This is a genomic window from Lysinibacillus sp. 10T31 (assembly GCF_056394365.1).
The window spans coordinates 15,533-30,570 of sequence record NZ_JBFTHS010000051.1 but is presented as its reverse complement, the minus strand read 5'-3'; the positions used below and the strand labels follow the sequence as shown (position 1 = coordinate 30,570).

At 38.6% G+C, this 15,038-nt stretch carries 17 protein-coding genes and 1 pseudogene; 5 read left to right on the top strand and 13 right to left on the bottom strand.

Translation table 11 applies throughout. The features are described from left to right. Positions 1-267 precede the first annotated feature (267 nt). Both AC1DCY_RS22420 and AC1DCY_RS22415 read left to right on the top strand, forming a co-directional pair. A complete protein-coding gene (locus AC1DCY_RS22420) occupies positions 268-594 on the top strand; it encodes an SDR family NAD(P)-dependent oxidoreductase (RefSeq protein ID WP_477353628.1) in 327 nt (108 codons plus the stop codon). 103 nt (positions 595-697) lie between these two features. Further along, positions 698-1,102 (top strand): annotated as a pseudogene (locus AC1DCY_RS22415) (SDR family oxidoreductase); the annotation flags it as partial. Between the two features lie 43 nt (positions 1,103-1,145). Here AC1DCY_RS22415 and AC1DCY_RS22410 read toward each other — a convergent pair. The 3 genes from AC1DCY_RS22410 to AC1DCY_RS22400 form a co-directional block, all read right to left on the bottom strand. Next, positions 1,146-1,847 carry a YqjF family protein gene (locus tag AC1DCY_RS22410; RefSeq protein WP_477353626.1) on the bottom strand — a complete coding sequence of 234 codons (702 nt, stop codon included), beginning with the start codon at positions 1,845-1,847 and terminating at the stop codon, positions 1,146-1,148. Positions 1,848-1,908: 61 nt separating this feature from the next. After that, a complete protein-coding gene (locus AC1DCY_RS22405; RefSeq protein WP_477353624.1) occupies positions 1,909-2,082 on the bottom strand; it encodes a DUF2639 domain-containing protein in 174 nt (57 codons plus the stop codon). Between the two features lie 193 nt (positions 2,083-2,275). Next, positions 2,276-2,728, bottom strand: a complete 453-nt coding sequence (locus AC1DCY_RS22400; RefSeq protein WP_477353622.1) for an Lrp/AsnC family transcriptional regulator — start codon at positions 2,726-2,728, stop codon at positions 2,276-2,278. A 153-nt stretch (positions 2,729-2,881) separates the two neighbouring features. Here AC1DCY_RS22400 and AC1DCY_RS22395 point away from each other — a divergent pair, with 153 nt between their 5' ends. From AC1DCY_RS22395 to AC1DCY_RS22385, 3 genes are all read left to right on the top strand, one after another. After that, positions 2,882-3,346 carry a VOC family protein gene (locus tag AC1DCY_RS22395; RefSeq protein WP_477353620.1) on the top strand — a complete coding sequence of 155 codons (465 nt, stop codon included), beginning with the start codon at positions 2,882-2,884 and terminating at the stop codon, positions 3,344-3,346. A gap of 861 nt (positions 3,347-4,207) precedes the next feature. Next, entirely contained in the window at positions 4,208-4,828 is a 621-nt protein-coding gene (locus tag AC1DCY_RS22390; RefSeq protein WP_477353618.1) for a TetR/AcrR family transcriptional regulator, read from the top strand. 146 nt (positions 4,829-4,974) lie between these two features. Next, positions 4,975-5,682: a M23 family metallopeptidase gene (locus AC1DCY_RS22385; RefSeq protein ID WP_477353616.1), complete on the top strand. Its 708-nt coding sequence runs from the start codon at positions 4,975-4,977 to the stop codon at positions 5,680-5,682. Positions 5,683-5,840: 158 nt separating this feature from the next. Here AC1DCY_RS22385 and AC1DCY_RS22380 read toward each other — a convergent pair whose 3' ends face one another. The 10 genes from AC1DCY_RS22380 to sdhA all read right to left on the bottom strand — a co-directional run bounded on the left by AC1DCY_RS22380 (position 5,841) and on the right by sdhA (position 15,003). Continuing rightward, positions 5,841-7,301 (bottom strand): protein adenylyltransferase SelO, encoded by a 1,461-nt coding sequence (locus tag AC1DCY_RS22380; protein WP_477353614.1) that lies wholly within the window; start codon positions 7,299-7,301, stop codon positions 5,841-5,843. Positions 7,302-7,669: 368 nt separating this feature from the next. After that, a complete protein-coding gene (locus AC1DCY_RS22375) occupies positions 7,670-8,173 on the bottom strand; it encodes a metallophosphoesterase (RefSeq protein ID WP_477353612.1) in 504 nt (167 codons plus the stop codon). Positions 8,174-8,185: 12 nt separating this feature from the next. Next, positions 8,186-8,779, bottom strand: a complete 594-nt coding sequence (locus AC1DCY_RS22370) for an XTP/dITP diphosphatase (protein WP_477353610.1) — start codon at positions 8,777-8,779, stop codon at positions 8,186-8,188. A 1-nt stretch (position 8,780) separates the two neighbouring features. Further along, on the bottom strand, positions 8,781-9,530 hold the full coding sequence (gene rph / locus AC1DCY_RS22365) for a ribonuclease PH (RefSeq protein WP_477353608.1): 750 nt from the start codon (positions 9,528-9,530) through the stop codon (positions 8,781-8,783). Positions 9,531-9,662: 132 nt separating this feature from the next. Further along, the gene (gene racE / locus AC1DCY_RS22360) at positions 9,663-10,460 is read right to left on the bottom strand and encodes a glutamate racemase (protein WP_100542885.1); all 798 of its coding nucleotides are present in this window, start codon (positions 10,458-10,460) and stop codon (positions 9,663-9,665) included. Positions 10,461-10,470: 10 nt separating this feature from the next. Beyond that, positions 10,471-10,923 (bottom strand): MarR family winged helix-turn-helix transcriptional regulator, encoded by a 453-nt coding sequence (locus AC1DCY_RS22355; RefSeq protein WP_053484913.1) that lies wholly within the window; start codon positions 10,921-10,923, stop codon positions 10,471-10,473. Positions 10,924-10,998: 75 nt separating this feature from the next. Further along, complete coding sequence (locus AC1DCY_RS22350; protein WP_004226437.1) at positions 10,999-11,220, bottom strand: helix-turn-helix domain-containing protein; 222 nt, start codon at positions 11,218-11,220, stop codon at positions 10,999-11,001. 391 nt (positions 11,221-11,611) lie between these two features. Next, positions 11,612-12,070, bottom strand: coding sequence for an acyl-CoA thioesterase (locus AC1DCY_RS22345; RefSeq protein WP_477353604.1), 459 nt, complete (start codon positions 12,068-12,070; stop codon positions 11,612-11,614). A 393-nt stretch (positions 12,071-12,463) separates the two neighbouring features. Next, complete coding sequence (sdhB, locus tag AC1DCY_RS22340; RefSeq protein ID WP_477353602.1) at positions 12,464-13,243, bottom strand: succinate dehydrogenase iron-sulfur subunit; 780 nt, start codon at positions 13,241-13,243, stop codon at positions 12,464-12,466. 5 nt (positions 13,244-13,248) lie between these two features. After that, positions 13,249-15,003 (bottom strand): succinate dehydrogenase flavoprotein subunit, encoded by a 1,755-nt coding sequence (gene sdhA, locus AC1DCY_RS22335; protein ID WP_477353600.1) that lies wholly within the window; start codon positions 15,001-15,003, stop codon positions 13,249-13,251. Positions 15,004-15,038: the final 35 nt, after the last annotated feature.

Below are 15,038 nucleotides of genomic sequence, written 5' to 3'. Positions count from 1 at the left end.
TTTAGCGTCTTTTTCGTGACGACACATATTGGTTTACCGATAGCATGAATTAGGCTATCGAACCTTATACAATATCCAATTTTCAATGAACGAGCGTGTTTTATAGACTTTTACTAGTCTATAGATGRAGTATAACACCCTTTCAGACAATTAAGGTAGCAATAGTTACCTCTTGTCTGACCTCACTTTCATCCCATGTCTAAAGACGGGCTACACCCTGCATAGGCTTTCTAGTTCGGAAAATCTGTAACTGGCGGTGCACAAGGGATCGGCAAAGGCATTGTACTTGCGTATGCAAGAAATGGTGCCAATGTAGTTATTGCCGATGTAAATAAAGAATTAGGTCAGCTTTTGGAAAAAGATTTACTTGAGCAAGGTTATTCTGTTCTTTTTGTTCAAACAGATGTTACGAAAGAACAAGCCATCGTTTCTTTAATGCAAAAAGTTGTTAATCATTTTGGTACTATTCATATTTTAATTAATAATGCGGGTAAATTTCAACATGAATCTCTCTATGACGTAACGTTGGACGAATGGCACGATATGATCCAAACTAATTTAACTCCTTTCAGCGGGTGTACAAACACCCGCTGAAAGAAGTTAAAGCCTCCGGCGGATGTCACAGAATCGGAAAGGAGCTCTTTGTGCAAGCACAAAGCCGATTTCGGACGCAATTATGCCGAAGCATAATTGATCTAGTGTCTTTTTGTGTTCGAGAGAGGCTGCAAAAGTTATGCGAGCTAATGTCAATGGTGGCTCAATCGTTTCTATAGCCTCTACACGTGCTGATATGTCTGAGCCCCATACTGAAACCTATGCAGCAACAAAAGGCGGTATCGTTGCATTAACACATGCTTTAGCGCGTTCTTTAGGTCCAGATCATATTACGGTTAATTGTATTTCGCCTGGTTGGATTGAAACGGGTGATTATGAACAGCTCCGTAAGATTGATCACGAGCAGCATTTATCGGGGCGTGTAGGCGTACCTGAAGACATTGCACAGGCTTGCTTATATTTAACTAGCCCCACAAATAATTTCGTCACAGGCATTAATATAACAGTTGATGGTGGGATGACAAAGAAAATGATGTATGAAGAATAGGTAACACTACTTTCAATCAACAAACATAAGGAAACCAGATTCACTAAGCATTTTTGAATCCGGTTTCTATTTTTGGTGAATAAATTCTAGCCTGCTTACTCTTTGAATAATGAGCAATCGGTTGAATGCCTTGTATAGATTCCTTCACAAATGGAGCTAGTGTATTGCTTTCAATGGTAATATGGACTCGTTGTAGCTGCCATGGCTTATGATCTATATCTATTCGAAATAGGGAATTCTTCCACTTTGACCAAGAATGATAACGTTCTACTAACCATTTATCAAAGGTAGAACTACTTATTTCACTGGCAATCGGTTGATATGAAATTTCCAACCTTTCATCGAGTGCACCTTGATATAAACTTGTAAAAGAGAAATTGTCCCCTGCTTGTTTTAAAGATATTTTTGAATAGCGATATGATAAACTGCCCTTTGTAGCTATTTGTACAATAAAACGATTCGTAACGTCTAAGTTAAAGAAATAGATACCTTTCATGCCATTATATGTAACATACGTCCGCACATTAAGCTGCAAATGCGAACCTACTCCTGGGAATGGTGGTAGAAATCTCAGTCGTTGTCCTTTTACTTTAAAAAGGACAGCACTAAGCCAAGCGTTATTTTCATAGAGTTCCAGCTGCAACTCTTGCGGAATGTACTGTTCTAAATCCTTAGGTGATACTGGCCAATGTAGAAACAACACATCTTGCCATATTTGCGTTAAAATCCACGGTTTACTCCACATAAAATAACTCCTTTCTGTAGTTAAATTCTTTCCTACAAAGGAGTTATTCAAACGAAAATGATTATTTTTGTTCTGAATCTAATGGTTCTGTTTCAACATATCGGTAATATAAATTGCGCAGTTCGGATTCTTTATAACTGCCTAAATGACTTTTATATTGAGGATGCACCAAAATACCATGATCTCGAAGTTGCTTCACAAACCAACCTTTTGAATACTTATGCACTTTACACATTCCCTTCACTACTATTCATAACATAGCGTATGCTCAGGATTTTATGTAGTGACATTTTTTCAAAATAAATACGAAGACATTGCTAATCTTTGGGGTGACAACCTTCTAATGTATGATTCTGTTCGTAACGATTGTTGCTTTATCTTTTCTTACTCAATTAACGGAGCCGTTTAGCATAAGTTGGATTCTTTTGTTATTTTGAGAATGGTGCTTGTAGTAGAATCCGATTCTCAATCAGGTTTTTCAAGCTGATAAGGGACTTGGATGGTCCGAACTTTATAATAGAATCTTGAAATTGACCAATATCCTCTATGGAAGCAGTCTGAATCTTGATCATGTAATTGTATTCACCACTAATTCGAAACATATCGGTTACAACGGGATTTCGTTCGCAAAAATCCACCAGTGCTTGACATTGCTCTGTTTTAATAAGAAAGAATGCCGTGGTCCCTCGACCTAGCGCCTGATGGCGATAGGTTGCCGTATAACCCGAGATGATGTCTTTTTCCTCAAGCCTTTTTATTCGTTCCCTTACCGAGGGCTGGGACATGGACACATCTTTACTTATTTGTGAAATGGACATACGTGCATTCTGCTGAAGAAGGCTCATGATGTGGTAATCAGTTTCATCCATCCAATGTTCCATATATAATACCTCCTAATGCATTTTCGAAAATGAATGAAATTAATTTATTTTCGTTATTTTTGGAAAGTGTAATACGATAATTCCCTTTTTTATTGTATGTATTTCTTTACAACACTATTCTATACTAAATTCATCAGAAAGGGGAAATTATATTTGAATATCAAAGGTCTTGCTCATATTGCAATTCAGGCAAAAGATTATCCGGCAACAATCCGGTTTTACATTGAAGCATTGGGATTTAAGCGTGGACATCATTGGAGCCTTCCTTCGTTTCAAATCAAGGAAGCTTCGATGCTGATCTCTCCCGACGGCCGAACATGTCTCGAGGTTTTTGATGACGATGCTGTCATTCCAGCACAAGGGAAGAAAGCGCGGTCGGAAGAGGAAGTTGCTTACGGAGCTATGCTTCACCTAGCGTTTTATGTGGAAGATGTCGACAAAGCGTTTCAAACGGCACTTGCCCATGGGGCAAAACCTTATGTAGAAGCAGACAATCTAACTCTCGGAGAGCCTCCTCTTATTATCAGAAACGCTCTAATCCACAGTCCTAATGGAGAGGTTATCGAATTTATTCAGGATGTGGATTTTGATATAGAGTCCCATAGTTCAGTGCAGTAGTTCAATAAGCTAGTGGCAATCTAAGACTTTTTTCCTATCCTAGACTGCCACTGTATTCTTCTTAAACTCCCATGAAAGAACTTAATCTACTTTCATATTCTGTGGTGTAACACTGGTTTTGAGCTACATGGATGGCTAACGGGGAGCTTTACAATATGGTCCACTATTTTTCACCAGTCCCTAAATCTATTATAGAAACGAAGCAAGATGTAAAATCAAAAAAACTGCATCCATTTGGATGCAGTCTTATTTTTTTCTAATCAGTGTATCCCCAAGAGGGATTCCAACCACAACAACCAAAACCGTTAGAATTAGCAGTGCTCTAAAAATAAAAACCGCAGCTTGATCGAACATCGTATCTCTCCTTCTTTTCTTAATAATTCTTACCTTATATTTTTTAATTATCCAACTCCTATTGAGGAGTCAAACTAAATTAATAAAGCACAAAGTCATTTGTACTTTATTAGTTTAGTTTATTTCATTACAACGTATGTATGCAGTCGTCACTTTTTATATTTTGTAATGGGCACGATTGTTTAAAAAGCTTCGCTGTTCTTCTTATACTCCCTTAATCATCTTTCATATTCTGTGGTGTAGCACTGGTTTTGCGCTACATGGATGGCTAACGGAGTACGTTAGGTTTAGGTTCAAAACTTCACAAGCTAACTATTATAAAGATATAAGAGCCTTGCTACATTTTATTGTAATAAGGCTCTTTAAAGTTGTTTACACTCAAAATTTAATAATAAAATTGTGTAATTCTTGTTCAATTAACACTTTTATTGACCTATTAGGTAAATAACCTTAAAATGGAATTGACCTAATAGATTAATCATGTTTCTTATAAAGGAGTGACGAATGTTGACAAAGTTATTAGATTTAGACTCTCAAAGAAGGAACGCAATTTTAAATGCAGCGTTAAAAGAATTTTCATTACAGGGGTATGACAACGCTTCAACAAATGTAATAGCAAAAGAAGCCGGAATTTCTAAAGCCCTTATGTTCCACTATGTAAGTAGCAAGCAGGAGCTTTTTCTTGTTGTGTATGATTACTTCTCTGACCTAATTAAAAAGGAATATTTTGAATTGATGAATTATGATGTAAAAGATATTTTTGACAGATTGCGTCAATCATATCTTTTACAAATTAAATTATCGGAAAAGCACCCTTGGATTTTAGAGTTAAATAAACTTTCACGAACTACTAAATCCAACGAGGTTAATGAAGAACTCGAAAATAGAACACACAAAGAGCATTCAAGCTGTTATCCTAAATTGTTTGATGAAATAGATGAAGCTAAGTTTAGAAAGGGGCTAGATATAGGAAAGTGCAAGCAGTTTATACTTTGGTCTAATATTGGATTTACTAATGAAATATTAGACGATATTAGAAATTCAGAATCTCAGTCTTTGAATTATGAACTCGTTGTTGAAAAACTTGATGGATATTTTGATGAACTTAGAAAAGTATTCTACTCGTGAAGAAATGAATAAGGGGCTCGGAAATGTGCGTTCAACACGAAAAAAAGCTTATGACTGCACGTATCAGTATCGTACTGGGACTTCCCCTTGTAGCACTAATTATTTTCAATAATGTAGGTAAAGAATCGACGGAGGTGGGATATGAGATGATTGATGCGCGTGCGCCGATAATTGTAGAGTTTCCTTTGAGAGGAGAATGGCACTCTCCTAACACTCCAGGTACAAAAATTCCGAGTCACGGCACAAACAAATTAGGATCAAGATATGCTTATGACTTTATACAAGTGGATTGGGAAAGAAAGGGCTGGCCCGCCTATCGCGTTAGTTTGGCGCAATATCTATTTTTGGGGGTTCCCTTAGATGAATATTATTGTTGGGGGCAAGATGTATATGCTCCTTGCGATGGAATCATTGTCCAAGCAGAGGATGGTTATAAAGAACGAACACGAACGAAATTGCTTTCAGATATGTCTAACGCTTATAAAAATGCTCATTATTTCGACCCGAATAAAGACGACATACAATCAGTTGCTGGCAACTACATCATTATAGAATGTGGCGACAATGTATATGCTGCATTAGTCCATCTTCAAACAGGGTCAATTCAGGTTTCAGTTGGTCAGAGTGTAAAAAAAGGTGAAGTTATTGGTAGAGTTGGTCATTCAGGTAACTCTTTTGCTCCGCATTTGCATTTTCAACTTATGGATAGTAGTGACATAGCTACTGCAAACGGATTGCCCTGTACTTTTGAACAATACGAATTATTTAAAAATGGCAAATGGGAAAAAGTAAATAATGGGATTCCAACAAATAAGGATAGAATAAGATTTCAAAAATCTGATGAATGGGATTAAATTAAAACTGCATAAAAGGGTACCGTCAGGAAAATGAGCTAAATCCGCATTTTCCTGACGGTACCCATATCACGGAATCGAAAAAGAGTTCTTTGTGCAAGCACAAAGCCGATTCCGGAGGCATATTTGATTATAGCTCTATTCCCTCGTTTTTCAACTTATGTGCCACAAAAAGTTCGATATGGTTGGTTAGATGGCGTTGGTAATGTCGCATATTCCTGATGCTCCATACAATGTGCAAAAGGTTGAGCAAGAGCATCTAGTAATCGCTCCATTACGCTATAGTCCCCCTGTTCAACAGCAGCCTCTAATGCTTCTTCTACACGGTGATTTCGCGGAATAACTGCTGGATTATGATCGCGCATTAATTGTTGAGACATGTCTTTTGTTTCCTGCTGTCTTTCTAGTCTTGCAAGCCAATTCTTATGCCATTCTTTAAATTCATTTGTATTAAATAACGTTGAGTCTTCAAATTTATCGAAGGTTAATGCGATAAATGTATTCGTATAGTCTGCTTGATGTTGCTGCATTAACTTTAGAAGCTCTTCTATGAGTGCCCCGTCCTGATCTTCTTCGTTAAATATCCCAAGCTTCGCTCGCATACCTGCTAGCCAGTTTGCAAAATACAGTTCAGGATATTGCTTTAGAGTCTCCTGAGCTAAGTGTATAGCATCTTCCTGGTTTTCATGGATTAATGGTATTAATGATTCAGCAAAGCGTGTTAAATTCCATCCTCCGATATTAGGTTGGTTGCCATACGCATAACGGCCTTGTCGATCAATAGAGCTAAATACAGTCGCTGGATCATACGTATCCATGAAAGCGCAAGGTCCATAATCAATCGTCTCACCACTAATGGTCATATTATCTGTGTTCATGACTCCATGAATAAAACCAACTAGCTGCCATTTTGCGATGAGAGATGCTTGTTTCTTGATAACTTCCTGTAGTAACGTTAAATAACTATTTTGAGCTTTTTCAGCATTAGGAAAGTGCCGTTCCAAAGCATAATCCGCCAAAGCTTTTAGCTCCTCTTCAGATCCAAAGTTCGCTGCATATTGGAAAGTCCCAACTCGCAAATGACTGCTTGCAATACGGGTTAAAACTGCACCTGGAAGCTCTGTTTCACGGATGATCGATTCTCCAGTAGTCACGACAGCTAAACTTCGAGTAGTTGGAATGCCAAGTGCATGCATGGCTTCACTAATAATATATTCACGTAGCATTGGACCAAGTGTTGCTCTACCATCTCCGCCACGGGAATAAGGAGTTCTTCCTGAGCCTTTTAATGCGATATCCATGCGTTCATGAGTTGGTGTTAGTTGCTCACCTAATAACAGTGCTCTTCCGTCTCCTAGCATATTAAAGTGACCAAATTGATGACCTGCGTAAGCTTGTGCAATGGGCATGCCACCAGTCGGATTGTTGTTACCTGCAAAAATCGCTACCGCTTCCTCGCTTTGCAACGCATTGATGTTTAATCCAAGTGAATTGGCAACTGATTCATTTACCATTATTAACTTTGGTGAACGAACTGGATTTAAATTAATTAATGAATAAAAAATGCTTGGTAGGCGAGTATAACTATTATCAAAATTCCATCCTATTGTATTTTCCATGTTATCTCCTTCGTTACGTTTATATTTATTTTTTCTACTTCATCATAAACAATTCATAGCCATTTTTACCATTTGCATTTAACTACTTTCAGTAAGTGTTTTTTGTAGCGAAAGCAAAGCGTCAGCTACAAGTGTTTTTTGTAACGTAAGTGAAACGGCAGTTACAATTGCTGACGCTACGCTTTCGCGCAATAAACATCTGTTTATGACGCTACGTTAGCATTGCACTTTCGCACAAAGCCGATTCTGGACGCATTGTTTATCTGCGCGAAAGCGAAGCGGCAGCGGCAATTATGCCAAGGCATAATTGATTGTAGGATAAAACAAAAAACGCTTAGAGTTTCTAAAACTTAAGCGTTTTTGTTATATCATTTTCGCATAAACTTGTGGGTGGAAATACAGCTATTATCATCCGTAAAGAACTTTACTTCAAAATATGTGTCTTCAGCCTCTATAAGAGCAAAGCTTTTTTCTTTACGACCACGAGGTTTTAATAAGCTCCCCGGATTTAAAAATAACACATCATCAATCATTTCCGCCCCAAGAATATGAGAGTGTCCAAAGCACGCAATTTGTGCGTCTACCTCTTTGGCACGATATGATAACGATAATATTGAAGTTTTAACATTGAATAAATGGCCATGTGTTACAAAGACTGTTACGTCCTCTAAATCGAATACTGCCTCATCAGGGAAGGCTTTATCGTTGTCACAATTTCCACGTACTTTCTTCATGCCATCCAATGCTTTATGCGAGAAAGGAAGCTCACTATCTCCGCAATGAATTAATGCATCTACGTTTGGGTAAAAGCCACGTACTTTTTCAATCACATTACTATCGCCATGTGTATCACTCATGACCAGTATTTGCATGGATATCACCTCTTATTTTATAAGATTAGGTAATTGTTCCTTCAACTTACGAATAGCATTCCCGCGGTGGGAAATTGCTCCTTTTTCATCGGCTGTTAGCTCTGCCATCATACGGTTTAAACTTGGGACAAAGAAGACTGGGTCGTAACCAAATCCGTTTGTACCACGTTTTTCGTGTGCAATGACACCTTCACAAGTACCAAAAACTGTTGTTGTTTCAAAATCAGGCCCTGCAATAGCAATGCAACAGCAGAAGCGTGCTGTACGCTTTTCATCCTCGACATTTTTTAGGTTTTCTAATAGTTTAACCATGTTTGCTTCATCATCATGGTCACCAGCATAACGTGCGGAATAAACACCAGGTTCACCATTTAATGCATCAACAGCTAAGCCGCTATCATCAGCAATAACAATTGTGTTTAGCTCTTTTGCTAAAGCTTCTGCCTTTAAGATTGCATTTTCCTCAAATGTAGTGCCTGTTTCTTCTATTTCCATCTCTGGGGCAACATCAAACATCGTTACTACTTCATAGCCAAGTGGACCAAATAACGCTTCGAAATCTTTTGCTTTTCCTTTATTTTTAGTTGCAATGACTACTTGTTTCATGTTATTCATTTCCTCCCACTTTGTTAGCCGATTCACCTAGTGTCTCTTTTTGAAGTGCTATCAATTGTTGAATGCCCGCTTCACCTAACGCCAGCAGTTCATTTAATTCTTCACGAGAAAATGTTGCTTCTTCACCTGTTCCTTGTAGCTCAACAAATCGTCCTGCTCCTGTCATGACGATATTCATATCTACAGCAGCTGCGACATCCTCAACGTAGTTTAAGTCTAAAATTGCTCCGTGATCCTCTACAATACCAACACTTGTTGCAGCTAAATAGTCTGTCACCGGGAATTTTGCTAATTGTTTTTCTTCTGCAAGCTTTGCAATTGCCTGTGTCATCGCTACAAATGCTCCTGTTATTGAGGCTGTACGTGTCCCTCCGTCTGCTTGAATCACGTCGCAGTCAATCCACACAGTACGCTCACCAAGTGCTTCTAAATCAACGACAGCACGCAATGCACGACCGATTAATCGTTGGATTTCCATTGTGCGGCCATTGACCTTCCCACGAGATGATTCACGTGCTGTACGCTGTGCTGTTGCACGAGGTAGCATTGAGTATTCTGCAGTGATCCATCCTTTGCCTTGTCCACGTAAAAATCCAGGAACTTTATCCTCTATCGTTGCTGTGCAAATTACTTTTGTATTGCCTACTTGAATTAACACTGAGCCTTCTGGGTGCAATAAATACTCACTATCTATTTTCACTGGACGCAGTTCATCTACATTTCTTCCATCAAATCTTGTCATAATTTTCGTTCCTCCTAAAAACATTCGCGCACTCATCTTAACATAATTTTCACCTTCAAAAAAGTGCTCTGTCCCTTATGTTCGATGCTAAAAACGGCAAAAATCAGCCTAGCCTCTAGCTAAGCTGATTTTTTATTTTAATGTCATACGTTTTATATGGAGAGTACCCTGTTCAAGCCAACTTTCAGCAATTGAACGGAAAATTGGTACTGAACCAGTTGCATAAAATTTATGAGCAGGCACAGCGTCTGGGTCAGCCAAAGTGCCATTATATTCAAGCATTTCTTGAACATCCTTTGCTGTTTCCTCTGCAGAAGAGAGCACAAAAACCTCTTCTCCTACTACAGCTTCAATTTGTTTTTGCAAAATAGGATAGTGCGTACATCCTAGTATGACCGTATCAAATTGCTCATTTTTCAACGGCTTTAAGCCTTCCGCTATTAATTTATTTGCAAATTCACCTTTATATTCGCCACTTTCTACAAGTGGTACGAATGTTGGACAAGCAAGCGGAATTATATGAGTTGACGTATTCAGTGATAGTAAGGCTTCCTCATATGCCCCACTTTTAATTGTTCCTTCTGTTGCAAGCACAACGACTTCATGTCGCTTCGTTTTCTTTACAGCTGCACGTGCGCCAGCATTAATAACGCCTAGTACCGGAAAAGGCATATTTCTTTGTAAACTTTCGAGTGCTACTGCAGTCGCTGTATTACAAGCAATGACGAGCATTTTGATATTCATTTTTTCTAGTGCTTTTGCCATTTGCCAAGTGAAATTTCGTACTTCCTGACGACTTCTTGGACCATACGGACATCTTGCTGTATCACCAATATAATAGATCGTTTCATTTGGTAATAGCTTCATTATTTCTTTTGCTACGGTTAAACCGCCTACTCCTGAGTCAATAACGCCTATCGGGGCATTCATACTTTCCGCCTCAATCCTGTTTCATGTGTACATGTAGTTTTTCTAAATAGCTTGATAATTGCGCGACTTCTTGTTCGTTAAAACCAACAAGCTTCTCTTGCAAATATTGCTGTCTTTTTTCAATTACCTCTTGAATAATACGTTCGCCCTTCTCGAGAAGATGAACAACAACGACACGACGATCATTTTCGTCACGTACTCGCTTAACTAATTCATTTTTCTCCATTCGGTCCACTAAATCTGTTGTTGTACTGAAAGCTAAGTATAATCGATTCGACAGGTCGCCAATTGTTATATCTCCAAGCTCTTCTAACCACTGTAATGCAACAAATTGTGGCGGCGTAATCGCATATTGTGAAACAATCTCTCTTCCTTTTTGCTTCACAATCGCCGCTATATAGCGTAATTCCTTTTCAACCGTTGCAACGGTTTCAGGTGAGTGTTTTGTTACTTCATCCGACATATAACTATTTCACTCCTAAAAATACGTTGAATAGTTCTATTTTGTCGTTTTTTTTCTGAAATAGCAAGTGTCCATTTAGTCTAATTTGAATTCTTCTAAGCGTAACAGCTCAATTAACGCCTGAGATCGATTTGTTACACCTAACTTTTGAATTGTATTGGAAATGTGATTTCGCACTGTTTTTTCACTAATACCAAGTTGCTCTGCAATATCCCTCGTTGTTTTTTCAGCTAATAAAAGCGCAAATATTTCACGTTCTCGGTTCGTTAAAAGAGAACGATGATGAGAGCCATTCATTTTCAGTTACACCCTCCTCCCCCGCACGTATTGTAACTTATGTTAAGGAATGAGGAGCGGTGACGGCTATTTTCATGAATATCTCGTGTTTCCTAAAAAAAATCGGAAATTACTTCCACCAACGAATGAATTTTATGTAAAAGTGGTCCATTACTATAACGAGTGGTTGATTTCCATTCCGACTAGGCGCATTCCTGGGGCGCCCGATGAGCCGCTGATCCCCAAGGAGTCGCCCAGTCTCCACTTCAATCAACTTATATATATGGCATACGTTTTACCAAATGTCATCCACAACTTTTTGTAATGAGCCGTATAAGTGCAATTTCAATAGGCGAAATCATCGTTTATACTTATTTCCTCGATAAGACTTTTTCGCAATCCTTTTCCAATACTATAGGAACACCAAGCTTGCTAATTGAGTTTTTGCTTCTTCAGATAGTGGTACACTCTTGCCAGTTCGAGGGTTCATTTGCACTACCGTACCACGACCCGTAAAGCAAACTTCATCATGCTGGTTTTTCGCTAAGTAATGAATATCCAATGATGAGTTCCCTACTGTCGCTACCTTCGTATAAATCCTTAGCACATCATCAAAGAAAACTTGCTTCACGTAATCACACTGTAAGTCGGCTACAATCGGAATCCCCTCTACATGTTCATCAATTGCTGATGGCATTAGAATACCTAGATGATGAAAATAATCGATTCGTGCCTGTTCAAAATATGTAAAGCTAACTGTATTGTTCATATGACCGTACATATCCGTTTCTGAAAAACGTACACGGACCTCAATAAAAAATGCAAAATCCTTTGCCCATTCCTGAAAATCTTCGATATAATTTGCTTTCATCTTAGCCATCCCCCTAATTTTCATTCGCTTCTTCCAGAACAACAAATGGAATTAGCAAATCACAAATGAATATACATTCATTATAAAGGAAAACACTATATTATCATAGAAAATTCACATTTTTACTCGTTAAAACTTATTTTCCGTCGACATCGACATTCCTATTCTATTTTGAGTAATTCGATCTTTTACTATGATGTCATCATACTTAGTTTATTACTCTTTCTTGAAAATGCCCCTATCTGAACTCCCTATAGTGCGAAACTTTAATAGCGAATAGGATCAATCAAGCATTTACGAGCAGTTATTCTACAAAATTATTTAATATTTTTCATAGAAAAAAACTCCCTCACACATTTAGTGTAAGGGAGTTTGGGAGTAAAGCTTGTACTATTAGTCAACGTAGTGGTCAGAACCGAAGAAGTTACGGAACATTTGCACTGAAGTTGCACGGTTTAATGATGCGATAGATGTTGTTAAAGGAATACCTTTTGGACAAGCTGCTACACAGTTTTGTGAGTTACCGCAGTTTGCAAGGCCTCCATCACCCATGATTGCATTTAAACGTTCGTCTTTAATCATTGCACCAGTTGGGTGAGTGTTGAATAGACGTACTTGTGATAATGGTGCTGGTCCGATGAATGAAGCTTTTTCAGACACGTTTGGACATGCTTCCATACATACACCACAAGTCATACATTTAGATAATTCATAAGCCCATTGACGTTTACCTTCTGGCATACGTGGACCTTCACCTAAATCATAAGTACCATCGATTGGAACCCATGCTTTAACTTTTTTAAGTGCATTGAACATACGTTCACGGTCAACTTGTAAGTCACGAATAACTGGGAAAGTTTTCATAGGCTCAAGTTTAATTGGCTCAGTCAATTGGTCAACAAGAGTCGAACAAGATTGACGTGGGCGGCCATTGATAACCATTGAACATGCACCACAAACTTCTTCAAGACAGTTCATATCCCATGCTACTGGAGTAGTATTTTCACCATTTTCAGTAACAGGATTTTTTTGAATTTCCATTAAAATAGAAATTACGTTCATACCATGACGGTAAGGAACTTGGAATTTTTGCCAGTAGCCATTGCCGCCTTTTGTATCTTGACGTAAAATTTCAACTTTGACCATTCTTCCAGTATTAGCTGCGATATTCATAATTCTTAGTCTCCTTTCGCAGAGTAATCACGTTTACGTGGTGGAATTAATGAAACGTCGACTTCTTGGTACGTGATGATTGGATCACCAGTAGTTGGGTCAAACTTCGCCATTGTTGTTTTTAAGAAGTTCTCATCATCACGGTTAGGGAAATCTGGTTTATAGTGCGCACCGCGAGATTCGTTACGTAATAATGCACCTTTTGTCATTACTTTCGCTAGGTAAATCATATTTTTCAACTGACGCGTAAAGTGAGCACCTTGGTTACTCCATTTTTGAGTATCGTTGATGTTAATGTTTTCCCAACGTTTTTGGAATTCATCAAGTTTATTCAATGTATCTTTAAGTTGGTCGTTGTAACGTACTACTGTCATAGTAGCTGTCATCATTTCACCAAGCTCTTTATGAAGCAAGTAAGCGTTTTCTGTGCCGTCCATTTTCATGACAGCATCCCACTTATCTTGTTCTTCTTTAACGCGAGCATCGAATACTTCTTGAGGAAGATCTTCAGCATGCTTTTTAAGATGTTTAACATAATCTACTGCGTTTGGTCCAGCAACCATACCGCCATAGATAGCAGATAATAATGAGTTCGCACCAAGACGGTTTGCACCATGCTGAGAATAATCACATTCACCTGCTGCAAATAGACCAGGAATTTCAGTCATTTGGTTGTAGTCAACCCATAATCCACCCATTGAGTAGTGAACTGCTGGGAAAATTTTCATTGGTAATTTACGTGGATCATCACCTACGAATTTTTCGTAGATTTCAATAATACCACCTAGTTTTACATCTAATTCATGTGGATCTTTATGAGAAAGATCTAGGTATACCATGTTTTCGCCGTTGATACCAAGTTTTTGGTTTACACAAACGTCGAAAATTTCACGTGTTGCAATATCACGCGGCACTAAGTTACCATATGCTGGGTATTTTTCTTCTAGGAAGTACCAAGGTTTACCGTCTTTATAAGTCCAAATACGGCCACCTTCACCACGAGCTGATTCTGACATTAGACGGTTTTTGTCATCTCCAGGAATCGCTGTTGGGTGAATTTGGATGAACTCACCATTCGCGTATGAGGCACCTTGTTGGTAAACGATAGAAGCAGCAGAACCTGTATTAATAACAGAGTTTGTTGTTTTACCAAAGATAATACCAGGGCCACCAGTCGCCATAATAACAGCGTCTGCACGGAATGATTTGATTTCTTCTGTACGCATATCTTGCGCTACGATACCACGACAAACGCCGTCAGGATCGACTACTGCACCAAGGAATTCCCAGTGCTCATATTTGTTCACTAAACCAGCTACTTCGTGAGAGCGAACTTGCTCGTCTAGTGCGTATAGTAATTGCTGACCAGTTGTTGCACCAGAGAAAGCTGTACGGTGCATTAAAGTACCACCGAAACGACGGAAATCAAGAAGACCTTCTGGTGTACGGTTGAACATTACACCCATACGGTCCATTAAATGAATAATACCAGGGGCTGCATCACACATACCCTTAACTGGTGGTTGGTTCGCTAAGAAGTCCCCACCGTATACTGTATCATCGAAGTGAATCCAAGGAGAATCCCCTTCACCTTTTGTATTTACCGCACCATTAATTCCGCCCTGCGCACATACAGAGTGTGAGCGTTTTACAGGAACTAATGAGAATAAATCAACTTCAGTACCAACTTCAGCTGCTTTAATCGTTGCCATCAGACCAGCTAGACCGCCGCCGACAACAATTATTTTGCTTTTCGCCATGATTATTTCTCACTCCTCTTAAAAAATTGCAATGA